The following is a 24,872-nucleotide window of genomic DNA, read 5'->3' on the forward strand; positions in this document are numbered from 1 at the left end:
GCCCGGTGATACACGAACAAAAAGTGGGAATAAGATAAAATTTCTTCAGTGCGAAGTAAAATCCCATCGGGGCTCAATCATCAAAATTTCTGAAAATGGCCTGAATATCTTCCATAAAGAAGCCTTTCGACAGCAAATGACGCTGCAATTTGGCTTTTTCCTTCCATTCTGTTGGCAGCGGCAAGCCGAACTTACGTTCAGCCACTTCAAAAGCTCGCGCTGACCAGTCGATTTCTATCGACGCTAACGTTGCTTCAGTCAGCTCCCTGCTCACGCCTTTTTGCCCCAGTTCCATACGAATACGTTGTGGGCCATAACCTTTACGACCACGACTTATGACAAAACGTTCCGCAAAACGTGCATCATCGAGCCAGCCATGCTGATAGCACCATGCCACCACCTTTTCGATATCCTCTTCAGAGATCTCTGGCACTTCCTCCTGACGAAAGCGCGCCGCGCGCTGAACGGACAGCGTCAACTTTTGGCGAAACTCGGCTTCACTATGGTCACGCATCGCCAGAATGCGCATTGCGCGATCGAGCAGACGCGAGAGTGAATTTCGGCTGGTAGTGGCGTCAGACATAACACTCCGGAGCAGTTAAAGGCTAATTACAACTTAATCAGACAAAATTTACTGGCTGATCAGCAGAGCGTAACGAGAAATCAACACAGAAACAAAGGAAGTTGAGCGATTGGTAAATAAAAAGCAGGATAAAGCGCAGAAAACAGAGCGAAAGGCGTTTAATGATGAAGATAAACCAGATGGTGAACGCAGGTGCGAGCCAGTTGCTGCTCCATTTATAGCAAAGGCGGCAAAATGCCGCCAGTGTATTGATATTTACTGCAATCAGGGCGGCATCTGTGCCGCCTCAGACATAAATATCAGAAGTCCTGATTCGATTCGCTGGCTTCTTTCTCAAGATCGTCAGCAACGAAATCTGGTTTATCGCTTGGGTTATTCAGCAACATATCACGCAGTTTCGATTCAATCTCGTTGGCAACCGCCTGGTTTTCTTTCAGATAGTTACCTGCGTTTGCTTTACCCTGACCGATCTTGTCACCATTGTAGCTGTACCAGGCACCGGCTTTCTCAATCAGCTTATGCTTGACGCCAAGATCAACCAGTTCACCGTAAACGTTGATACCTTCGCCGTACATAATCTGGAATTCAGCCTGCTTAAAGGGTGCAGCGATTTTGTTTTTCACCACTTTGACGCGGGTTTCGCTGCCGACCACATTGTCGCCCTCTTTAATCGCGCCGATACGACGGATGTCGAGACGAACAGAGGCATAGAATTTCAGTGCGTTACCGCCGGTGGTGGTTTCCGGGTTACCGAACATCACACCGATTTTCATACGAATCTGGTTGATAAAGATCAGCAGAGTATTGGACTGCTTCAGGTTACCGGCCAGTTTACGCATCGCCTGGCTCATCATACGTGCAGCAAGGCCCATATGTGAGTCACCGATTTCGCCTTCAATTTCTGCTTTCGGCGTCAGTGCGGCAACGGAGTCGACGATGATGACATCAACCGCGCCGGAACGCGCCAGTGCATCACAGATTTCCAGCGCCTGCTCACCGGTATCCGGCTGCGAACACAGCAGGTTATCGATATCCACGCCCAGTTTTTTCGCGTAAACCGGGTCCAGTGCATGCTCGGCATCGATAAAGGCACAGGTTTTACCTTTACGCTGTGCAGCGGCAATCACCTGCAGCGTCAGCGTGGTTTTACCGGAGGACTCAGGGCCATAAATCTCAACAATACGCCCCATCGGTAAACCACCAGCACCCAGCGCGATATCCAGTGAGAGTGAACCGGTAGAGATGGTTTCCACATCCATAGAGCGGTCTTCACCCAGGCGCATGATGGAGCCTTTACCGAATTGCTTCTCAATCTGGCCCAGCGCGGCTGCCAGTGCTTTTTGCTTGTTTTCGTCAATAGCCATTTCCACTCCTAATCATGCAGGGTAAAGCACACTCGAGGTTGCTTTGCTGTAATACGAATGACAGTAATTATACTGTATAGTCATACAGTATCAAGTTTATTTTCGAGAAATTCATCATGCAGCGTTTGCAGCGCGTAAGCGGTTGCCTGACGACGCACTGCCTCACGATCGCCAGCAAAAAGCTGTCGTCTGGTCAGCGCCCTGCCGTCGGCCGCAGCAAAGCCGAACCACACCGTTCCGGTCGGTTTTTCTGCGCTGCCGCCATCCGGCCCGGCAATACCGCTGACTGCTACCGCAAACTGCGCATCGGCGGCGCGCAGGGCTCCCTGCGCCATTTCATGAACCACCTGTTCACTGACCGCTCCCCACTGCGCCAGCGATTCGCCACTGACGCCAATTAGTTGCTGCTTGGCATCATTGCTGTAAGTCACAAAGCCGCGATGGAACCAGGCAGAGCTGCCAGCAATATCCGTCAGCACCTTACAAATCCAGCCACCGGTGCAGGATTCTGCGGCGGTTACCGTGGCATTATCGCGCTGTAAAAGATGGCCCACGGCGGCGCTCAGTTGGTTCAGTTGGTCATCTGTCATATCGAGTTTCCTGACTACGGTTAAGAAGCAACGTTAGCAATAAAGCGTCGCGAAGACGTAACGTTTTTTATCGGGTTTGCCCGCTGGATGGCCGTTTTGCGAGAGGCATTCAGGATCACAGATGGGGACATGCAGCATTAAATACAAGCAGCCCTCCCTTCCCGCTTAACGCTTTTGCGCCACCATAAACAGGCGAGGAAATGCCAGCAGCACTTTGCCGTCGGTTTGCGGCAGATAAGCCTGACGAATTTCGGCCAGATACTGCTGTAAAAAGCGCTGTTGCTCGTTTTCATTCAGTGAAGCAAGAAATGGCCGCAGTCCGGTGGCCTTAAGCCAGTCGATAATCGCCGCCGCATCCGGCATCAGATGATAGTAAGTGGTACGCCAGATATCCACGCTACAGCCCGCCTGGCTTAACAAGTCGTAATATTGCTGTGCAGTCAGCAATTTTTTTCGCTCGGCGGCACGCCTGCTGATTTTCTGCTGCCATTCAGCACGCGCCGCTACCTCACGCATCAGTCGGTGCGAAGGCTCCTCCAGATTATCCGGCATCTGTATCGCCAGCACCCCATTAGCAGCCAGCTGCGCAACCAGCTGCGGCAATAACTGTTGATGCTGATCCAGCCACTGCAATGATGCATTGGCGAAAATGACATCCTGTGGTGCTGTCGCCTGCCAGTTGTGGATATCGGCTGGCATAAAATGGCAATCGGGCAAGCGCGCTTGCGCCTGTTCCAGCATCGAAAGCGAGCTGTCCAACCCGGTGATTTTCGCCTGTGGCCATGCGCACCACAGCAGTTCAGTACTGTTACCCGGCCCGCAACCAAGATCGGTAGCGCTGCCGACGTGAATTGCCGGAATACGGGCGATTAACTCACGCGCCGGACGCGTTCTTTCTGCTTCAAACCGACGATAAAGATCGGGATTCCAGTCATTCATACACACCTCACGACAGGTAAAAATGCGATCCAGCTCGAGTAATCAAGATAGCAGTTATGACATTTGTCGCCGTTAAGCATTAAGTTAAAACGACGTTTCATTTTTTCGAACAGGAAGAATATGATGAGTCACCAATCTGAATTAAGTGGAGTCTGGTGCCCTTCCGTCACCCCATTTGATGGCCAGGACAGAATTGATTTTTCGGCACTAAATCAACATTTTGCTCGCTTAACGGCGTCCGGTATTGATGCGCTATTACTGATGGGCAGCATTGGCGAATTCGCCTCGCTGAATCAGCAAGAGCGCCTGTTACTGTTACGCGAAGCGCGCAGCATGTCGCCACTGCCTATGGTCGCCAACGTATCGAGCACCTGCTTTGCAGATATGATTCAGCTGGCGGAACAGGCAGATCGATCCGGCTACGATGCCGTAATGGTGTTACCGCCCTATTACTTTGCTCAGACGCGTAAACAGCTGCTGAGCTACTACCATGAGCTGGATAAACGTCTGCCGGGCAAGTGGTTAGCCTATAACTTTCCGGCGCGAACCGGCTGCGATCTTGATCCGGCACTGGTGGCAGAGCTGGCGGCTGAACTGCCGAAATTTATTGGCATTAAAGATACGGTCGACTGCCTGTCGCACAACCGTTTAATGACAGAAGAGACGAAAAAAGTGCGGGCAGATTTTGCAGTACTGTCAGGTTATGATGAATATTTACTGCCTAACCTGCTGGCTGGTGGCGCCGGGGTGATCTGCGGCCTGAATAATCTGGTGCCTGAACTGTTTGCCGCGGCAATGCGGGCATGGCAGCGCGAGGATTTAGCCGCGCTGACGCAAATTCAGCAGCGCATCGGCAGACTGATGGCGATTTATACCCTGGGTGACGATTTTGTTAGCGCCATCAAAACCAGCGTGTCACGCCGCTTCGGCTATATGACACCTGACTCACGCAATATTGGCGGCGGATTGGATGAAGAGCAGTGTCAGGCCGTAGACCGGCTGTTCGCTGAAGAGAGTCAGCAGTAATCCACGGCAAAGTGCCACTGCCGTTACGCTTCAAAGTGGCAACGGCAGTGAATCGCAGGAGAATCAGTTTTTCTTAACGAACTCTGATTTCAGCTTCATCTGACCAAAGCCATCGATTTTACAATCGATATTGTGGTCGCCTTCAACCAGGCGAATACTTTTCACTTTAGTACCGATTTTCAGCGTTGAAGAGCTACCCTTCACTTTAAGATCTTTCACCACGGTAACCGCATCGCCGTCCGCCAGCAAATTGCCATTGGCATCACGCACCACCAGCCCTTCTTCTTCTGTCGCGGCCGCCGCATTGACTGGCCACTCATGGCCACACTCAGGGCAGTTCAGCTGCTCGCCATCCTGCCAGGTAAATGCGGAGCTACATTTTGGACACTCTGGTAACTGTTGCACCTTAACCCCTTAAAATTTAATTAAATAAAATTAAAAACCTTGCGAATCATATACCACAAGGTTTGTGTGTGTACATTTTACACTGTTTAATCGCCTGAAGAACAGTATCTTTAGCGGATAAAATGCGGATTATACTCACAGCCAACACTGAAATATGTTTTTCACCAGCTACTTATCACTCCACCTGACCTCTCATCCCCCGCGATTCAGCCGACAGGATGAGGTGTTTTTTTCAGCAGCGTTCATATTAATGCTATGTCTGGAAATTCCGCTAACTGCCCCTGACAAGGAGAGCGATGAAAACTCTGCCCCTTTCGCTGCTGATGTTACTGTCACCGCTGGCCACAGCCAGCTGGACTCAGGAAAGCTTTCCCGCCTTTACTGCCAATGGAGACGGGCAGTTCACCAGCAGTGCTAAGCTGGCAAAAGGCCAGTTGCCACTCCGGTTGTATCAGGATCGACAGTGCTGGCAACCCACAGAGCCGATCAAACTGAATCAGACACTTTCATTGCAGCCCTGTGGCGATAAGCCTGCGGTCAACTGGCGGCAATTTCGCGCCGGGGAATATCAGCTGCGGATCGATACCCGCAGCGGCACGCCAACGCTGCAACTCAGTGTGAAAAACCTGACTGAGCCCCTTAATACCGTGGTCAGCCAGACCTGCCCGCGCTGGGATGGCAAGCCGGTCACAATTAACGTTGGTAACAGCTTTGCCGAAGGGGAAACCGTTCGCGACTTTTACTCAGGCCAGACGGCAACCGTTAAGCAAGGAAAAATCAGCCTGCAACCAGCGGCCACTGGCGGCGGGCTGTTACTGCTGGAGCCTGCGTTCACGGAAAAGAATGCCGTGTTTAACTGGCACAACGCCACGATCTATTTCGTGCTGACCGATCGTTTTTCCAATGGCGATCCCACTAACGATCACAGCTATGGCCGACGCAGCGACGGCCAGCAGGAAATTGGTACTTTTCACGGCGGCGATCTGGCCGGATTAACGCAAAAGCTCGATTATTTGCAACAGCTTGGGGTAAACGCGCTGTGGATCAGTTCTCCGCTGGAGCAGATTCATGGCTGGATCGGCGGTGGCACCAAAGGCGACTTCCCCCACTATGCCTATCATGGCTATTACACCCTCGACTGGACGCGGCTTGATGCCAATATGGGTAACGAGCAGGATCTGCGCACGCTGGTTGAACAGGCGCATAAACGGGGTATTCGTTTGTTATTTGATGTCGTGGTCAATCATGCCGGTTACGCCACGCTTGCCGATATGCAGGACTATCAGTTTGGTGCGCTATATCTGCAAGGAGCCGAGCGGGAAAAAGTCCTCGGTAAACACTGGGGTGACTGGCAACCGGCGGCGGGTCAGAACTGGCACAGCTTTAATGACTATATCAATTTCTCTGACCCTACCGGCTGGAGCCAATGGTGGGGTAAAAACTGGATTCGTACCGACATCGGCGATTATGACTCGCCGGGATATGATGACCTGACGATGTCACTGGCATTCCTGCCGGATATGAAAACCGAAGCCTCCGCGCCGAGCGGTCTGCCGCTATTTTATCGCCATAAGTCCGATAGCGGCGCGCGTGAAATTCCCGGTGCAACTCCCCGTGATTATCTGACCCACTGGTTATCTCAGTGGGTGCGTGAATATGGCATTGATGGTTTTCGCGTTGATACGGCTAAACATGTTGATAAAGCCACGCTGGCACAGTTAAAGCAACAGGCTGTCACGGCACTGGCACAGTGGAAAGCACAGCATCCTGAGCAAGCCGTGGATAACGCACCGTTCTGGATGACCGGTGAAGCCTGGGGTCACGGCGTAATGCAGAGTGATTATTATCAGCACGGTTTTGACGCGATGATTAATTTCGATTTTCAAGAGCAAGCCGCCCAGGCGCTAAGCTGTTACTCCGCTATTGATAGCACTTATCAGCTCATGGCCGATAAACTGCAAAGCTTCAATGTATTGAGCTATATCTCCTCACATGATACCCGACTGTTTTTCGAACACGATGCCGGGCAGTCGCTCTTCCTACAGCAGCGCGCGGCGGACCTGCTGCTGCTGGCACCTGGTGCGGTGCAAATTTATTATGGTGACGAAAGTGGTCGTCCGTTTGGACCGACCGGTTCTGACCCATTGCAAGGCACCCGTTCAGATATGAACTGGAATGAATTGCAGGGTACCAAAGCAGCATTACTGCAACACTGGCAGAAACTGGGAGCCTTCCGCGCCCGCCATCCGGCAGTTGGCGCTGGCGTGCAGCAATCCCAGCTGCAGACAAACTACTACGCTTTCAGCCGCCAGTATGAGAATGACCGGGTGATGGTAGTGTGGGTGGGTGACAGTCAGTAATTACCGCAGATTTTCTGATAACTGAAGATCTTAAGCAAAAAATAGGATAGCGCTGGCGACCATTAAGCCATTCTCAATGGTCGCCAGTGTGCTGCATAATCTCAACCCTTATCGATACTGAAAGCGGTGAAAACCAATCAAAACGATATAAAAAGCTGAGTAAATATCACCTGGTCCGAACCAATCCAAAAAAATTAATTAAAAACCAGTGCTATAAACCAAATCACACACTAAAAAAAACAGTAAATGACAGCGAAATTATTCTCCCCTTCATTTTTCTGACGATTTTTATTCAGAGAACTCTCACAAGTATTAATATAAACGTATGATTTATTAAATTATCATCAACCAGACATCATTAATAAAAAATTAAAATAAAATCGTTGACAAAAAATTGGCATACAGACTTAATAAATCACAATCTTAAAATTTTTAAATTGTTCTGACGGTCTGATACCTCTACTGCCAGTTAATTATTACGAACGAGTTCTAATTTATAGTCAGGTAATAATATGTTTGATGTCACGACTGAAAAATGCTTAGGATACTATATAATATTTGATGGTGGTCTTTCACTGATCTTCGTCAGCAGCAGTGGCAATCTCATCCGTCTGGAAGAGAAAAAAACCACCTCAGTAAAGCTGAAAGGAACGAATAAATTGCTATTGGAATATCTGCTTTGCTACGGTTTTGGCGAAACCGTTAAAAAAGAGGATCTTCTCAGGCACGTCTGGGACGAAAATAATCTTAGTTCATCCAGTCAGCGGATGTGGCAAGTATTTAAAAGTCTTAAAAATAAAATTGAGTTCCTCAACTGTCCGGCAGATTTTATTGTTTACACCAAAGGCGTTGGTTACTCGATTGAAAACGTCCATGTCAGTAAACTTTGGTATCACGCTTAGCATGACTGCCGAGGTTGTGCAGCCTGTGCTCCAGGGGAGATGTTCGGTCATGCAGCTGCAGCCACCTAAGTCAGAAGTAAGGTAGCCTCTGTCCTTGTGCGAAAAAGTTATCGCCGGGCTTGAGTAACAACGTGACGCTTGCGCTCATTTATTATCCATCGCAATATCGATTTTAGTTAAGACGGCTTGTATCAAGCCCGGTTAAAAGGCTTTAACGTCTTTTGTTAATAAATTAGATCACAATAATGATAAAAATGCTGTCGCGGGAAGCTATCTCGCTAAATTGTAAGTCTAACGCTAATCCGTTAGTCATTATGGCAATGTTTAACAGGTATAATCATGGCAATGAATTTGCGCGTTTTAAGCCAGGCTGTAGGTTTAGCTCTGGTTGTTGGCAGCACCTCTTTTGCAGCCCAGGCTGAAATCACCTTACTTAAACAAGATCCGCAAGCAGGCGATCCACTCAGCCGCCTTAACTTTACCTTCGGCGGCAGTATCCGTCCGCAGTTCAATAATATGACCGGCGACGGTGATAAAGGCTCCTACAAGCGTAACGGCTATGACGGCGGTACACGCTTCCGCTTCGCCGCTGACTACTATCTGTTTGATGATATCAGTTGGATCAGCTACTACGAGCTGGGTGTCAATATTCCGGCGCTGTTTAACTGGGACAATCACTACGCCGAAGGTGCCAACAACACCAGCCGACGTATGCTGTATACCGGTCTGAAAAGTGACACCTGGGGGCAACTGACCTTTGGTCAACAAAACAGTGTCTACTATGATGTGGTTGGTGCCAAAACCGATATCTGGGATTACGACATGCTGGCCCAGGCGTCAGGTAACGGCATTAACGGTGATTACGATGGCTCATACCGTTCGCGTAAAATGCTGAAATACAAAAAAAGCGTTGGCGATGCCGATATCTACGCTTCTTACCTGTTTAGCGACAATGAATATCTGCCAGGTAACGGCCTGCGTTATAAGCGTAAGGGCGGCGGTTCACTGGGTGTTAATTATCACCTGACCAAAGATCTGAGCTGGGGTACGGCCTGGAACTACACCCGTGCGGAGATGCGTAACCCGTCCGACAACAACAATAAAGAGTACGACCAGAATATCGTCGGCACCGCCTTGAGCTGGAAGCCAGATAACTGGACGCTAAGCATCGGCGGCGGTTGGTACAGCAACTTCCTGACCACCAAAAAGGTTGATACAGCGAACTATTTCGCTGGTGATGCCTGGGGCATTGAATACTTTGCTGGCTATACTGTGCCGGTAGGACAGTATGCGGTGAAATCAGTGATGCCTTACTTTATGGGCGATCGCCTCGAGTACGTCAGCGGTCGTGATTATCATCGTATTGATAATGGTCTGGGATTAGCCTTCCAGTTTGATTACGGCTTCCGCGTCGATGTCGAACATGTGCTGACGTCAAGCACTGACAATCTTGGTGATATGACCCTGGTAAGACTGCGCTACGATTTCTGATAACTCATAACCTTCGATAAACAGGTTACATGAGATAAAAGCCCCAAACGGGGCTTTTTTTTCTATCTGCCCCATACTGAAGTTTAATAAGGCACGTTTATAAATCGCCAGTAAGTTTAATTAATATTATTTAAATAAGCCACATGCACCAGAATTTCGCGATGATATGCAATCATTTTACTGGTATGAATAAGTAATACCAATCAACGATTTGGCCGAACCGGTTTTAAGTGCTTCCTCTGGTTTACGAACATAGCTGAATCCCAGCTGCAATGACATTGGACTATTAGCGGTGGTTCCAGCAACACCTAAAAGGTATTTTGTCTGGCCAGGCACACCAGCAGCGGAACCATCGGGACCGAATTGCAGTCTTGTTCCATTGGATGATGTAATGGCATAGCCAACACCAGCGGCAGTAGAATCCGACGTCAGAGTTGAGGTGGTGGTCTTGTTTGTCGGATTATTGAGATCAACCACTGAGTACCGCACCACAATTGATGGATCGCATTTAAGCGAGAAAGTCTGCTGTTTAGTGCCAATCAAAGTAGAAGCGGCAGCATTTTCAATATTTGCTACAGCAACACCTTCCATATTGATGGTTCTTACTTTAGCGTCAGGTGTGCAGCCTGTTACGTTAATATAGATCGGTCTCGCATTGAAGTAGAACGTGTCCGTTTCTTGAGCCACATTTTTATCATCATAACATGTATACCTGTACAACTCCGTCAAAGGTAGCATAGGACTATTCTCAAGCCTGTCGATCCCTCGGGAGATGTACAACAAATTAAAGACACTAAAGCGAACATTCACTCTGTCCGAATTTACCATCTTTCCTCTCCACACATCCTGCTGTACCGGTGGCGCTGAGTTGAAAATCCCGTTTCCTGTTATTGCAACATTAAATGAATCTCCACGGATCTGCGGACCCAGACCTATTCCCTTAACTCCACTCTCATACATGTAGGGTAAAGTGGTGCGGCCATTTTGTAAGGGTAAAAGCGGAGTATATTCAATCCTTGCCAGGTCGTAAACCAGACTAGTATTTCTGCATATTGTTTCCCACTGAGACCCACTATTATAAAAAATCGTTCCCACAGGATTTCGGTCTGCTGGCCCTGATATTCTGATATCCCTTAAAAGGATCGGATGTCTGGCATCAGGAAGCGCCCATGATGATGAGAAACCTAAAAAAAATACCAATAAAGAAACAAAGCATGTCATAATAACTTTCATCATAGACCTCTCAATGAGAAATTAAATTTAATTTTTTTACAATATTTTGCTCACCATCAAGGATGGTTAACCCTAGCGAACAGGTAGTTTCAGAACAATATTTATTGACAGAAATATCCGTTCCTGGAGCTAATACTTTTGAACCATCAGACCTATACACAAATTCTTTTGATAAAGAAATTATGAAAGAAAAATCAGTTTTATTACTTAAAAACCAGTTACCATCCTGAGAGCGAATCAATTTTATCTCATTAAAATCCTTATCTGTTGGCAAACTATGCTGATAGATAAGATTGAAATGAGATCTGATCGCAAGTGAAACCACATTACTATCATCATTAATCGCTGATTTCGGTATCGTAGTAATGGTTAACGAATACACCTTATCTTTATTATTCTTAATCTTTTCTTCAGGAATGATTGTTATTATGTTGCTGTTATTTTTCGGCAAAATAAAGAGCGGTGGAGAAATAATAAACCCGTCACTATTGATAGTCGCCTTGATCAAGTAATCACTCTCATTATCATTGATTACCTTGATATTCAGCGCCTTAGTTGAATCATCAATAAAGAAACGCGTTCCTAAAACTGACACGCCAGCCAGACAAGAATCTGAAATAAGGGCGTAGAACAATATACATAAAAAATACTTAATCATACGCTATCTCGAAATAAGCAAAGCTTCTTACTTTTCCGGGCAGAGCATTATCATTGGTTTTCAGGTATGCAGCCGAAAAGCTTAAAGAATTAACAGTTACATCATGATTAATAACGAAATCAGTTAAGTTATTTCTGATATCAATGTTTTTGTTATCACTATCGTAAAGTCCAATAGCAATACCTGAAGCATCTGAATCCGTATCACTGGTTGTTTTTAATAAATTTGGCATGACAGGATCGCTCTCAGCAGTAAAATTAACATGTGCCATCTTAATATTTGCAGGACAATCTTCCAGATTAATAGCAAAAGATGTTGCAGAAAAGGGAACGCCAACCGCTGCATTACGGAGGTCTCCCGGCATCAGGCTAACCAAAAAATCTTTCGACCCTGATGAAATAGTGCACGTTCTGACCATTACTTTTGCTGTAATATTGATTTTAACCTGATCGGCATAAGAGTGAACTGGTAAAAAGTTCAGCGCAATCAAAATAGCAGAGAGAAAATTTTTAATCATAATAAAAATCCAGATAAAGTAAAGATGATGCATCCCCTGCCCCGATGGTCGAACTGGTTGATTTATATCTTAAATAAAAATTAAAATCATAGGTTGAGGTCGTCACTGACTGACTAAAAGTCTGCTTTTGATTCAGCGGTACCGCTTTCTGATTCATATCCAGAATCTCAATCGCCAATCCGGTTGCCAGACCTTCAGAAGACGTGCTGGGTTTACCGGTTACTTTTAGCAGCGCCGGATTACTTTCATCGCCAGTGCCAGAAAACATATAAGACATATTGTTAACATTGCCTGTACAGTTCTCCAGACCAATCGATACTTTCGTCGATGCGGTTGTCGATCCTGTTGGGATAAGATCCTGAGGATTGATATCATCAAATATGACATTTTTAGTCAGATCGCTGCTTTTTACATTACAGCTTTGCGCTAAAATCGCCCCATTTATTTGAACTGTCACATCCTCAGCATATGCTGCAGAGCATAATTGACTGAAAACAATGAGAAATAATCTGTACGGTATTTTCATTTTTGACTCCGCAGTATACTTACAAGCAAACAACTTCTTTTTTATTTACCGTTTTCAAGCTGGATTCATCACTGTAATTAATCACGAAACGGCAACTATTTTTTTCATCCAATGCGACAGTATAAGATGAATGATTCTTTACACCGGTCAGATATACAGTTCCGTCATCATCGGCAATAGAAATATTGTTATATTCATTGTTTTTAACAATAGTACCAAACTTGACAGGCTTATTTTTATACCTGACTAAAATAAGGAAGCTGTATCCTTTTTTCACATCAAAAGTGACTTTGCTGATCGCGCCTCTGGTTGGAGCGACTTTCGCTACTTTATTTTCCACGTCATAACTATTAGAGAAAGTTGAGGGATCTAACTCAACATCGTTATAGTGATACGGTGTAGCATAGGGAACCAATGCATAGCCACTTTTATTAATACTAATATTTTCACCCGCCTGGCTTACTCTTGCACCTTCGGCCCCTTTAGCTTCAACCAGAATTGCGGTATCAGTAGCTTCTTGAGTGAAAACAACACCGTCTTTATGAAATAAAACACCGCCACTTGCCCCATAATCGAGTTGTTTTGACTGTTCTGAATAGGATGAACCTGCGCGCAGCGTAGCCGAATTCGCCTTATAGCTTACATTCATATTTGTATTGTTATAGGATGAATTTTTATTCAACACTTGATAAATGTTATAATCGAGTTTGTTATCCAGCGTATTTCCGTACAGACTGGTTGCGTTGCTGTGATCCGAATTACTGTATGTTGTACTGTTTGAAACAAACATTGAATTCTTACTTGACCTGCTCGAAAGAGGCATACTAAACGACAAATAAAAAATATCATCATTCAGCGCGCCGTAGGTTTTCTTATTATAACTAGCTGAAAGCATGATATTATTGAACTGAGAGAAGTTTTTATTCCAGCCAATCTGAATGTTTTTGCTTTTAGTCTCCCCTCCCCAATATGAATTTACATTTCCCCAGACATAAACCTGACCGTAATCGTTTAAACTCTGAGAAACATTAAGCTGAAAACTGTCTTTTCTTCGACCATAATAATAAGTGTCGAAGCCTTTATCAGACAACTGATTCCTGTTAGAAGCTTCACTCAATGTGTAGTAATCTGAAGTTGAATAGCGATATCCTGTCAGCTGAAAATTCGTTCCTGTTTCGTTAAACGATTTAGAATACAGGATACGATAAGACTCACCTGAAAGCTTATCATTGTCAATTTTAGAAATAGCATGGAGAGCATCCACGGATAACGCGCCAAAATCGCCAAAATCCTTACCTGCACCAACGCCAACCGAACTGTAATCAGCAGAAACCTGCGAACCAACAAATAAAGTCGATTCGAAAGGAATGCCGACAGCTACGGTACTCTGGAAAAAATTAACATCATCTACTGAGTTTAGATCCAGTTTGCCTACTGTAACGGCATAATTGTATTTTCCCGGCCTGAGCAGGTTTGGCAGTGAAGAATAAGGTACTGAATACTTCTGTACCACACCTTCAGCAGAGGTTAACTCAACTTCGTAGTCACCGCTGGTACCTACCGAATTAAGGTTATTGATGTTATAAGGGCCTGGATTAACATACGTTTGGTAAATAATGCTATTATTTTGTTTAACCGTCAGCCTGGATCGAGACTCCGCAATTCCTCGAATCGCCGGACTGTATCCCTTGTCGCTATCCGGAAGCATTTCAGATGAGGTAGCCAGCGTCATCCCGATGTAGCTGTTCGCATCAAATAAATTTGAACCGATAGTGCTCTGACCGATCAGCAGTTCACTTTTCAGAGAATTTATTTTTCTTGACAGGTAAACACCATTGGTATCGACCTCATGACTACTGTTAGTTCCTGATTTAGTCTCACTAAAATATACGTTAGCATTCAACCTCCATGCACCAAGGTTGACTCTGTTATTTAGATTGAGATAATTCGATGAAAAGTTACTATTATTTTCATTTTTAGCGTACGAACCATTAAAATTATAATTCATCAAATAAGCAGCGATTCCATCATCCCAGTCAGTTTCAGCCGCCATTGTAGTCCGGGTAGAATCTAAATATATTTGAGGAATTGACAAACGAAGGATTAATTTAGTAAGATCAACTTCATAGTCAAAACCCTTGATATACTTCCCGATATCTACGCAATCATTAGCCTCTGTTGACAAAGAATGAAAATACTTTTTTGCTTCTTCATTGAGCGGAATTTCATTAATAATTGCTTTGGTAAAGCAGGGCTGAACCTTTCCCTTCACAGTTGCGAATTTTACTTTAACATTCTTAAGAAACTGCTCACCTGAATACAGATATAGGTAATAATCTCCGGGTGACAAGTTACTTCCAGACGTTATATATGATAAGTCCTCAAGTGAGGCCACATCACTCCCTAAAAATTGGGGATTAAAATAATCTTGTGCGAATGCGTTTTTGATATTAATGCATAAAAAAAACAAGCAAAATCCTTTAACTGCCCGCATAAAAAACTCCAGATACTGATTATAAATGACACTGCCTGTCTTTTATCTGAACACCGTAGTCATTAATAAAGTTAAACGATAAATATTTACTTTTTTGGTTACTATTCAGATAGACCGATGACATTGGCGATATTGTTTCTGCATCAGACACTTCTTTTCCATTGACAGAAAGAGACACCAGATTCATATAAAATGGTGAAGGGTTAGTCACTTTTATTTTTCCATCTTGATAGCTGCACGTCAGCAATTTATAAGATTCAAACGGATCCTCTTTTATTGATTCAGGTCTGACGAACACTTTTATTTTCGTCGTTGTGGATATTAACAACGCATTATCAATTTTCTGCTCCTGCTCAGACAGTGACGGTATGACCTTAGCGTTTAGAAAAAACATTTTTTCTCTGTCTTTTGGCAAGCTGTCTTTATTACCGGTATAAACAACCTTCAGTAAATTATCACTTCCTGACTTAATAACAAAAAGCGGCGGCGTGATGATAAAATCTTTATTTTTTTCATTATGTTCATCTGAAATCCATGACTGAACCAGGTAATTACCTTTATCATCGGTGTTATATATTTTTAACGTCACCTGGTCTTTGGATGCAGGGTAAACTAACCGAGTCGCACCAAGTGATACTCCGCCAGCATAGGATTGCTGACAACAAAAAGCAGAGATCAAGATTAAGGCATATTTTTTTAGCATTAATAATTCCTGTTAAATAATAAATGATTGGCTGTTTTACTCAGCCAATCATTTTTAGCGTTAAAAGTATTAGTTGTAGGTTAACTGGAAGTTAGCTACGGATTGTACTTTACCGGCAGTTACTGCCGCTGCAGTTGACATATAATCAACAGAAAGCGGAATAGTTGTGGTGTTGTTCAAATTAACAGTTGAGCTCATTTCACCCAGATTCAATGCCGCACCATCTGGACCAAACAGTTGCAGACCGACATTCTGTGCTGAACCCGCACCTGCAGTATTCTCCAGCAGGTTAGGATTACCATCGATAGATTGACCGTTAAAACTTACCTGTACGGTTTCGCGAATAGAGGTGTCGCAATCTACCAGGTTCAGTTCAAACGCCTTCTTGGCGTTGCCCAGCTGATTGGCCGCGGTAAAAGTCGCTGCTCTGACGGTATCTAAAGTCACAACTTTATCTGTATCAGTTCCTGACACAGCACAGGCACCTGAGGTGACTTCGCCATTAAAAGTCACTTTACCACCGCTAACTGTCAGTGGAGTCTGTGCTGCCGGTGGATTCCCCGGTGGCGTAACTTCATCTTCTGCAAATGCAAAATTACTGATAACAAGTGATGCCAGAATAGAAATTACAGCTTTGTTTTTGTTAAGTTTCATATACATTCCTTATATAATGGTTTTTATATCTATCTCTCTAAGATAGTTAATGACGACTTTGTCGAAGATGTCATTGATTATCCTACAAGCATGCTTTGCAATATTTCCAAAAGCATCAAGCCCGATAAACACGTTAACTGCTTACCCTCTATTAAAATCACACGCCAAAGATTGACGCCTGGCTATGAATTATCGCTTTAGAAGATTTTAAGACTCTATAACAATGCACACTCTGCAATATTTTCCATCATCTTAAGGGTGATTAACTAAAACTTTTCCATTTGAAATAAATAAGAGCAACAACAGATGAGCGACGATATTACCCCGCATAAAAATTGATGGCAACCAGCTGCCAGAGGTGTGTTTTAGGCGCTATGGAGCAGCGCCTCAGGATGTTCTTAATTAACCAAACTACTGCAATCAGTCACTTCTAAGACAATTCCAAGGCGATGCATAGCGTTGTGCACAGCGAATCCTTTTCCCTGGATATTATGAAGTCATTAAATTAGGATAATTCGTTCATCAGCAAATTTAACACTTAGGACATTTCGCCCACACCTGATCAAAATCTCTATTTTAAATTTTTGTAAATAATTAAAACCAGCATTATATGCGTAACTCTTTATAATTACTTTGCTCCGGCTGGCTTGGTTCGATGGGCAGTCCGGCAGTTGAGGCGACTCAGCAGACAGAAAAAATCATGCTGAACAGATGATAGGAAAGGTGAAATGTGTGTTTCACATTAAAAAATTGCTCATTAACATACAGCTCCAGATCGGGCTCTCTTTCTGACAGGCTTCATCCGTCAGCAATCTTCTGGATTAAGATGTATGAAACAGCCGGTTCAGTATGCTTACCGTGCCGCTGCGCTTTTAGTCTGGATGCCTGTAACTTACCATTTCTTCGTCAGGCTTTCGTTTACGCAGTTTATTACCTTAATTTGCCGTTCAGGTTCCACGTACAACAACCAACCAGTGAAACTCATCGGCTAAAAAAGATGGGAAATATTCTTGTGGTTTTTTAATAAGAAAGGTCTGGGGTTTGTTAGTATTTTCAAGCGGAAACAGAGCAGGAAATAGCGAGGAGAGGTGAGAATTTCCAGAAAAAACGTATCGGCAAACAGTTTTACCAGGGGTGGGTAAAATCATCACTACAGTGACACCACTCTTAGGATACCCTCGCAGCACTGAAATCGGTAAGTAATTGATATAAATGCAAATTACCTACACTTATTATCGTTTCATTCTGTTCACAATATCGATTGCAGGATAAATAAATTGCTTTTTCAACTCTCTTTTTTGAAGTATTGCTGTGGGTACGGAAAATAAAATCAGTCACCACCTGGTGAGCAGATGGTGCCTAATCTTACAAAATATAAATAAATCATCCTGGATTTTAGCTAGTTAGATTTCACATCTTTAAGGTACGATAGTTTAACTCTATATTCCACAACGCTATTTACATGATGCTTGCACATTGCAGAGCGTAAATGTGAGCTGACCGTCTTAACCGTCATTCCGGTAAGTTTACTTATTTGTTGTTGACTCTTTCCTTTTTCTAAAAGCTCTGATACCAACTTTTCCCTGTCAGTTAATCTATCAAAACTTATTCTTTCAAAAATTTCCTTTCGATTATCACTCCCACCAAAAATTATTTTCCTGAATGCTCTTTTCACGTCTTATAACTTTAAGTCATCCGTAAAGAAGATCGCATTCTCATAACCACTCATACCTTTGATGACATGGGTCATGTTTTCTGAGCAAAAAACAACAACACCCGCACCATCATCACCAAATGCTCTATCCCTTTTGGGTAATTTTTCAAAAATACTTTTTGACGACAATACTACTATATCTATCCAAAAGTAATCATCACTTTCCACTCTATTGAGGCTTTTTATGTTTTCACATTTAGAGCTCGATTCATAATAAACGCTATCTAATAATTCAAACAATCCCTTTTTGAAAAATAGATCTTCACAAAAAAAAGAAAACAATACATTCCTATATGCCCGCATACATTCAATCCGTTCTTCAGCATTAAGTACTGCCAAGAAGTCATTTCTAACAACCATTTGATAAAATAGCAAGGTGGAGAAAATCTAATAATGATAACTCATCCCACTACGTTTTCTTTAGAAACAACGATGCCGACGCGTTTAATTTTACGCGCCCAATCTTAATAATTAAGATATTTCTAATAACATAGACTTATGTACTGCCTGGCATCTACCTCACTTCGATAGTATTAAATTAATTAATAAGACTTTTCGCACGCAATTCGAAAAAACAACATAATTTACGCGATGTTCACAAAAATTTTTCAATAGCTTAAGATAATCAATTTTGGGTTAATTGATAGTTAAAAAAATGGATATCTCTCATCCGTGAGTTAGCCAGGCCCCTTGTTCTTCACCGAACCAGCTTGAACTCCCTCCCGTTAATTGGATTAAAAGGTATTAAGAACCAGCCTGCCGACAGCTTGCTAAAAAAGAGCGAACAGAAGGGAATTAATTTAATTCCCTTCACTATATTTTGAATAAATTCACTTAATTCAACTCAGGTTCTTTAGTAGTGATAACGTTAACATCTCCAACCTAAACACTACTAAAACCACACTATCCGTATTGAATTACACAGTAACTATTTAATTAAAAACATATAAAAATACTCTTCCTGAACAAGCTCACAAAAATATACCTTCGCCATTTATATCCTTACGATTACAACCAACTTTATTCAGCATTTAATTAATCATGAAAAGCCGAATGGGCCAAGCCAATCCAGATACTTTAATAAAATCGTTACTAATCAGGTAGATAGTAACAAATAAACTGAATTCTCTTTTTTAAAATTAACTTAGACGTGGCCTAAAAAACATCATTAATGTTGGGATATACTATTATTTATAAAGCTAAAACCTTTAAATTCACATTCAACAGATATAGATTTAACATTATCGCAAAATCCATTTCACTCGAGATCTTGATACATTTCTAATTATTGTGGTTTTTACCGATTTATATATGCTCAGCAACGACTTCAATTCAATGATGACAAAAGATTTGTTCAGAAAGAATTCGAGTGACTGGCGGACTTCCTCTTGCTGTTTCTCTTTGTGTCGAACAGCGCCCTTCACTCGTGCCCGGTTTGAGTTCTTGCGACTTCATCCTTACCATTGCCAGCGAGAATTGCGAGACACTTTCAGTTTTTAGCTGTGACAGTGGATTGCTCACCAGGCTAGTATAACGCGCATAGTCGGAACCCTTCCCTCAGCGCGTAACGCCGGGTTCTGCAAAGGGTTTTAACAGGAGAGTTGTACAGGATACAGTTTTATCAGCCGCTGACCTGTCGGATAAGCGCCACTTTCTGACCCACTGATTGATTGACCTGAGCAGATTGATAACGGCTCAACCGGTATAATTGAATAAATTTTGACAGGATGCTGTGATTGCTAATGATGAAAATGAAATCACAATTAACTTTAATTTCAATGGACTGGAAGCGGTAAAATTATGAACAGTACTGACAAAATCGACGCCCACACCCCAATGATGCAGCAATACCTGCGTCTGAAGGCCGATCATCCGGATATCTTGCTGTTTTACCGCATGGGTGACTTCTACGAGCTGTTTTATGACGATGCCAAACGTGCATCGCAGCTGCTGGAAATCTCTCTGACCAAACGCGGTGCTTCGGCAGGTGAGCCGATTCCAATGGCGGGTGTGCCTTATCACGCGGTGGAAAATTATCTGGCTAAGCTGGTGCAGCTGGGTGAGTCAGTGGCAATTTGTGAACAGGTTGGCGATCCGGCGCTAAGCAAAGGCCCGGTAGAACGTAAAGTAGTGCGTATTGTCACCCCTGGCACGATCAGTGATGAGGCTCTGTTGCAGGAGCGTCAGGACAATCTGCTGGCGGCAATCTGGCAAGGCTCGCGCGGCTTTGGTTATGCTACTCTCGATATCAGCTCAGGCCGCTTCCGTCTGGTAGAACCGACCGATAAAGAGACGATGGCAGCTGAACTCCAACGCACCAATCCTGCCGAGCTGCTTTATCCGGAAGATTTTGCCGCAATGGAGCTGATCGACAATCGTCGTGGTATGCGCCGCCGTCCGCTGTGGGAGTTTGAACCCGATACCGCGCGTCAGCAGCTGAATATGCAGTTCGGTACCCGCGATCTGAGTGGCTTTGGGGTGGAACAGGCACATATGGCGCTGCGTGCAGCAGGTTGTTTACTGCAATATGTTAAAGATACGCAACGCACTTCACTGCCGCATATTCGTTCACTGACGATGGAACGTCAGCAGGACGGCATCATTATGGATGCGGCGACCCGGCGTAATCTGGAAATCACACAGAACCTCGCCGGTGGCATCGAGAATACGCTGGCCTCAGTGCTGGATCGTACCGTAACGCCAATGGGCAGCCGCATGCTGAAACGCTGGCTGCATATGCCGGTGCGTGATGCCGCAGTGATTAACAATCGCCAGGAAAGCATTGAGTCGCTGCTGGAAAATGGCTCAGAGTTACAGCCGGCACTGCGTCAGGTAGGAGATTTAGAACGAATTCTGGCACGCCTGGCGTTACGCACCGCCCGTCCGCGCGATCTGGCGCGTATGCGCCACGCTTTCCAGCAGCTACCCGATTTACGCGCCTTGCTGGAAACCAGTAAGGTGACACATCTGCAAACGCTGCGCGATCAGATGGGTGAATTTAATGAACTGCGCGAATTGCTCGAACGCGCAATTATTGAATCACCACCGGTACTGGTGCGTGACGGTGGCGTCATTGCTCCCGGTTACAATGCTGAGCTGGATGAATGGCGCGCGCTGGCCGATGGTGCCACTGATTATCTCGATCGACTGGAAATTCGTGAACGTGAAAAGCTTGGGCTGGATACGCTGAAAGTTGGCTTTAACGCCGTGCATGGTTATTACATCCAGGTCAGTCGTGGACAGAGCCATCTGGTACCTATCAACTATGTACGCCGTCAGACGCTAAAAAATGCCGAACGTTACATCATTCCTGAACTGAAGGAATATGAAGACAAGGTACTGACTTCTAAAGGTAAAGCACTGGCGCTTGAGAAGAAGTTCTATGATGAGCTGTTCGAACTGCTGCTGCCTCACCTGGAGGCGCTACAGCTGAGTGCGGCGGCACTGGCCGAGCTTGATGTATTAGCCAACCTGGCCGAGCGCGCCTGGACGCTGAATTACAGCCGTCCGACCTTAAGTGATAAACCCGGTATTAAACTGACAGCGGGTCGTCATCCGGTGGTCGAGCAGGTGCTGAAAGAGCCATTTATTGCTAACCCGCTTGCCCTTTCGCCGCAGCGCCGAATGCTGGTGATTACCGGGCCAAATATGGGCGGTAAAAGCACCTATATGCGTCAGACCGCGCTAATTGCGCTGATGGCCTATATCGGCAGCTTTGTGCCGGCTGAACAGGCAACTGTCGGACCAATCGATCGTATTTTCACCCGTGTCGGTGCAGCTGACGACTTAGCTTCAGGCCGCTCCACATTCATGGTGGAAATGACCGAGACTGCCAATATTCTGCACAACGCTACCGAGTACAGTCTGGTACTGATGGACGAAATTGGTCGCGGTACCTCAACTTACGATGGTCTTTCGCTGGCGTGGGCCTGTGCTGAAAGCCTGGCAAATCGCATTAAAGCGATGACGCTGTTTGCAACTCACTACTTTGAACTGACTACTCTGCCAGAGATGATGGAAGGTGTGGTTAATGTCCATCTGGATGCGGTTGAGCACGGCGATACCATCGCCTTTATGCACAGTGTTCAGGATGGCGCCGCCAGCAAAAGCTATGGTCTGGCCGTCGCTGCGTTGGCCGGAGTGCCAAAAGATGTGATTAAACGCGCACGTCAGAAACTTAAGGAGCTGGAGGCGTTATCTGCAGGCGCGAAAGCCTCCAGTGGCGAAGGCCCGCAGTTACCCCTGTTGGTAGAAGAGACCTCGCCTGCCGTGGAGGCGCTGGAAGCGCTGGACCCGGATTCTCTGTCGCCACGCCAGGCTCTGGAATGGATTTACCGTCTTAAGTCTCTGGTGTAGGGAAAGTTTTCTTCAGACAATAAAAAAGCGGTGGTATTAAACCACCGCTTTTCGCATTTACTCATCGTAGATTAAAGCCTGTCTTTACTCACGGAACAGCGCTTCAATGCTCAGTCCTTGCGCCTGCAAAATCTCACGCAGACGACGCAGACCTTCAACCTGAATCTGACGTACACGTTCGCGGGTCAGTCCAATTTCACGACCCACATCTTCAAGCGTTGCCGCTTCATAGCCCAACAGGCCGAAACGACGAGCCAGTACTTCACGCTGCTTGGCGTTCAGTTCGAACAGCCATTTAACGATGCTTTGTTTCATATCATCGTCTTGCGTGGTGTCTTCCGGACCGTTGTCTTTCTCATCGGCCAGAATATCCAGCAGCGCTTTTTCAGAGTCACCGCCTAACGGTGTATCGACTGAAGTAATGCGTTCGTTGAGACGCAGCATACGGCTGACATCATCAACAGGTTTATCGAGCTGTTCAGCAATCTCTTCCGCACTCGGCTCATGATCAAGCTTGTGAGAAAGTTCGCGTGCTGTACGCAGATAAACATTCAGTTCTTTCACAATGTGAATCGGCAGACGGATGGTACGGGTTTGATTCATGATCGCCCGTTCAATAGTCTGTCGAATCCACCAGGTGGCGTACGTTGAGAAACGGAAACCTCTTTCCGGATCGAACTTCTCAACTGCGCGGATCAAACCGAGGTTACCTTCTTCAATCAGATCCAGCAGCGCCAGACCACGATTGCTGTAACGACGGGCAATCTTCACCACCAGACGTAAGTTACTTTCGATCATACGACGACGAGACGGAACGTCACCGCGAAGTGCACGGCGAGCGAAGAAAACTTCTTCTTCAGCCGTTAACAGCGGAGAATATCCGATCTCTCCTAAATAGAGCTGCGTCGCATCCAGGACTCTTTGTGTCGCACCCTGCGACATCAACTCTTCTTCAGCTAAGTCGTTATCACCAGGTTCGTTTCCGACAAGAGCCTTCTCGTCAAAAATCTCAGCTCCGTTCTCGTCGAATTCCGCGTCTTCGTGTAACTCGTTAACTTTCAGCGTATTCTGGCTCATAAGCGGCTCCTACCCGTGACTCCAGGGCAGAACATCATTTTCTCGGGTTCTGCCGGTTTATCGCTGCGGTAAATATCGCAACGGGTTGACGGATTTCCCCTTGTAACGAATTTCAAAATGCAATCTTACTGAACTGGTACCTGTGCTGCCCATCGTCGCAATCTTCTGACCCGCTTTCACTTCTTGTTGTTCACGGACCAGCATTGTGTCGTTGTGCGCATAGGCGCTCAGGTAATCATCATTATGTTTGATGATTATCAAATTACCGTAACCGCGAAGCGCATTACCTGCGTACACCACACGCCCTGGGGCAGTGGCCACGATCGGCTGTCCGCGCGACCCCGCAATATCGATTCCTTTGTTGCCACCTTCGGAAGCAGAGAAGTTGTCGATGATCTTACCATCAGTAGGCCAGCGCCAGGTTCCAACCGGAGTGGAACTGTTAGTGGTGCTACTGACTGTCGGAGCGGTAACCGGGGCTGTTGTCGTTGCAACAGTTGTTCCCGACGAAGGCAACATTTTGCCTCCATTTGATTTACCAGAGTCCTCAGAATACGTAATAACGGGTTGCTGTGCAACCGTTGGTGCTTTAATTTGCGTTGCAGTTGGTGGAGCCTGCACACCCGCCTGTGTTGCATCCGCCGCCGTAATGGCATTACCACCGGTGATCGGGGTACCGGAGCCGTTAGCCACCTGTAAAGTCTGGCCAACGTTGAGGCTGAAAGGCTCCGGCACATTATTGCGCTGGGCTAAATCACGGAAATCGTTGCCGGTAATCCAGGCGATATAGAACAACGTATCGCCACGTTTAACCGTGTAGGTATCCCCGTTATAACTTCCTTTGGGAATATTCCCATAAGCACGATTGTAGACGATACGACCATTCTGCGTCTGCACGTCGCTGGATGCGGCCATCGGCGTCGCTGGCGCGCTACCGGATATCATGCCACCACTGCTGGCGTTCTGGCTGCTCATGCCGGAGTTACTGCCTACGGAGCTGATGGGGGCCTGTGTTGAGTCGTTAGAGCAACCTGCCAACCAAAAACCAACAAGTGAAACGGCCGCAATACGGCTTAATTTAAAAACTGGGCTTCCCGTGCTCATTTATCCCCCGTGACGGCAAAACTGTGACCAATTATTGGCTTAAAACCGGGTGGCTCACGCAATGCGCGGCGTTTGCCCGGCATCTACAAGCTGGTAGATAACAATGGATACTAACAATATCAACCGCAGCGTGCCATTACGCAGTTGTGTATAAATACTGATAATAGTGGCCGGCA

General features: G+C 45.5%; 21 protein-coding genes. 5 read left to right on the top strand and 16 right to left on the bottom strand.

Going from position 1 to position 24,872, the window contains the following annotated elements; all coding sequences use genetic code 11:
- Positions 1-73: 73 nt before the first annotated feature.
- The 4 genes from RIN69_RS17600 to tam all read right to left on the bottom strand — a co-directional run bounded on the left by RIN69_RS17600 (position 74) and on the right by tam (position 3,476).
- The gene (locus RIN69_RS17600) at positions 74-583 is read right to left on the bottom strand and encodes a regulatory protein RecX (RefSeq protein WP_313853406.1); all 510 of its coding nucleotides are present in this window, start codon (positions 581-583) and stop codon (positions 74-76) included.
- Positions 584-882: 299 nt separating this feature from the next.
- Positions 883-1,947 carry a recombinase RecA gene (recA, locus tag RIN69_RS17605; protein WP_313853407.1) on the bottom strand — a complete coding sequence of 355 codons (1,065 nt, stop codon included), beginning with the start codon at positions 1,945-1,947 and terminating at the stop codon, positions 883-885.
- A gap of 80 nt (positions 1,948-2,027) precedes the next feature.
- Positions 2,028-2,537 carry a nicotinamide-nucleotide amidase gene (pncC, locus tag RIN69_RS17610; protein ID WP_313853408.1) on the bottom strand — a complete coding sequence of 170 codons (510 nt, stop codon included), beginning with the start codon at positions 2,535-2,537 and terminating at the stop codon, positions 2,028-2,030.
- Between the two features lie 165 nt (positions 2,538-2,702).
- Entirely contained in the window at positions 2,703-3,476 is a 774-nt protein-coding gene (gene tam / locus RIN69_RS17615) for a trans-aconitate 2-methyltransferase (protein ID WP_313853409.1), read from the bottom strand.
- A gap of 123 nt (positions 3,477-3,599) precedes the next feature.
- Here tam and RIN69_RS17620 point away from each other — a divergent pair, with 123 nt between their 5' ends.
- Positions 3,600-4,502 carry a dihydrodipicolinate synthase family protein gene (locus RIN69_RS17620; RefSeq protein WP_313857789.1) on the top strand — a complete coding sequence of 301 codons (903 nt, stop codon included), beginning with the start codon at positions 3,600-3,602 and terminating at the stop codon, positions 4,500-4,502.
- Between the two features lie 63 nt (positions 4,503-4,565).
- Here RIN69_RS17620 and RIN69_RS17625 read toward each other — a convergent pair whose 3' ends face one another.
- Positions 4,566-4,907: a zinc ribbon domain-containing protein YjdM gene (locus RIN69_RS17625; protein WP_313853411.1), complete on the bottom strand. Its 342-nt coding sequence runs from the start codon at positions 4,905-4,907 to the stop codon at positions 4,566-4,568.
- Positions 4,908-5,203: 296 nt separating this feature from the next.
- On the opposite strand from RIN69_RS17625, the gene RIN69_RS17630 reads away from it, so the two are divergent.
- From RIN69_RS17630 to RIN69_RS17640, 3 genes are all read left to right on the top strand, one after another.
- Positions 5,204-7,267: an alpha-amylase gene (locus RIN69_RS17630; protein ID WP_313853412.1), complete on the top strand. Its 2,064-nt coding sequence runs from the start codon at positions 5,204-5,206 to the stop codon at positions 7,265-7,267.
- 512 nt (positions 7,268-7,779) lie between these two features.
- Entirely contained in the window at positions 7,780-8,169 is a 390-nt protein-coding gene (locus RIN69_RS17635) for a winged helix-turn-helix domain-containing protein (protein WP_313853413.1), read from the top strand.
- 339 nt (positions 8,170-8,508) lie between these two features.
- Complete coding sequence (locus tag RIN69_RS17640; RefSeq protein WP_313853415.1) at positions 8,509-9,660, top strand: porin; 1,152 nt, start codon at positions 8,509-8,511, stop codon at positions 9,658-9,660.
- A gap of 177 nt (positions 9,661-9,837) precedes the next feature.
- Here RIN69_RS17640 and RIN69_RS17645 read toward each other — a convergent pair whose 3' ends face one another.
- The 9 genes from RIN69_RS17645 to RIN69_RS17680 all read right to left on the bottom strand — a co-directional run bounded on the left by RIN69_RS17645 (position 9,838) and on the right by RIN69_RS17680 (position 18,498).
- A complete protein-coding gene (locus tag RIN69_RS17645; protein WP_313853416.1) occupies positions 9,838-10,896 on the bottom strand; it encodes a type 1 fimbrial protein in 1,059 nt (352 codons plus the stop codon).
- Positions 10,897-10,903: 7 nt separating this feature from the next.
- A complete protein-coding gene (locus tag RIN69_RS17650; RefSeq protein ID WP_313853417.1) occupies positions 10,904-11,551 on the bottom strand; it encodes a fimbrial biogenesis chaperone in 648 nt (215 codons plus the stop codon).
- Positions 11,544-12,068, bottom strand: a complete 525-nt coding sequence (locus RIN69_RS17655; protein WP_313853418.1) for a fimbrial protein — start codon at positions 12,066-12,068, stop codon at positions 11,544-11,546. The genes RIN69_RS17650 and RIN69_RS17655 overlap by 8 nt, the downstream gene beginning before the upstream one ends.
- Entirely contained in the window at positions 12,061-12,594 is a 534-nt protein-coding gene (locus tag RIN69_RS17660) for a fimbrial protein (protein WP_313853419.1), read from the bottom strand. Before RIN69_RS17660 ends, RIN69_RS17655 begins: the two co-directional genes overlap by 8 nt.
- Before the next feature lie 19 nt (positions 12,595-12,613).
- A complete protein-coding gene (locus tag RIN69_RS17665; RefSeq protein ID WP_313853420.1) occupies positions 12,614-15,088 on the bottom strand; it encodes a fimbria/pilus outer membrane usher protein in 2,475 nt (824 codons plus the stop codon).
- Positions 15,089-15,107: 19 nt separating this feature from the next.
- Positions 15,108-15,791 (bottom strand): fimbrial biogenesis chaperone, encoded by a 684-nt coding sequence (locus tag RIN69_RS17670; protein ID WP_313853421.1) that lies wholly within the window; start codon positions 15,789-15,791, stop codon positions 15,108-15,110.
- A 69-nt stretch (positions 15,792-15,860) separates the two neighbouring features.
- Entirely contained in the window at positions 15,861-16,445 is a 585-nt protein-coding gene (locus RIN69_RS17675) for a fimbrial protein (RefSeq protein ID WP_313853422.1), read from the bottom strand.
- Between the two features lie 1,399 nt (positions 16,446-17,844).
- Positions 17,845-18,120, bottom strand: coding sequence for a helix-turn-helix transcriptional regulator (locus tag RIN69_RS22950; RefSeq protein WP_390902399.1), 276 nt, complete (start codon positions 18,118-18,120; stop codon positions 17,845-17,847).
- Between the two features lie 3 nt (positions 18,121-18,123).
- On the bottom strand, positions 18,124-18,498 hold the full coding sequence (locus tag RIN69_RS17680; protein WP_313853423.1) for a hypothetical protein: 375 nt from the start codon (positions 18,496-18,498) through the stop codon (positions 18,124-18,126).
- Positions 18,499-19,959: 1,461 nt separating this feature from the next.
- Here RIN69_RS17680 and mutS point away from each other — a divergent pair.
- Complete coding sequence (gene mutS / locus RIN69_RS17685; RefSeq protein WP_313853425.1) at positions 19,960-22,515, top strand: DNA mismatch repair protein MutS; 2,556 nt, start codon at positions 19,960-19,962, stop codon at positions 22,513-22,515.
- Between the two features lie 84 nt (positions 22,516-22,599).
- Here the strand turns inward: mutS and rpoS are convergent, their stop codons facing one another.
- Positions 22,600-23,592: an RNA polymerase sigma factor RpoS gene (gene rpoS / locus RIN69_RS17690; protein WP_313853426.1), complete on the bottom strand. Its 993-nt coding sequence runs from the start codon at positions 23,590-23,592 to the stop codon at positions 22,600-22,602.
- 57 nt (positions 23,593-23,649) lie between these two features.
- Positions 23,650-24,696 carry a murein hydrolase activator NlpD gene (gene nlpD / locus RIN69_RS17695; protein WP_313853427.1) on the bottom strand — a complete coding sequence of 349 codons (1,047 nt, stop codon included), beginning with the start codon at positions 24,694-24,696 and terminating at the stop codon, positions 23,650-23,652.
- Positions 24,697-24,872 lie beyond the last annotated feature (176 nt).

This window comes from Winslowiella toletana, from assembly GCF_032164335.1.
Lineage (GTDB): Bacteria > Pseudomonadota > Gammaproteobacteria > Enterobacterales > Enterobacteriaceae > Erwinia > Erwinia toletana_A.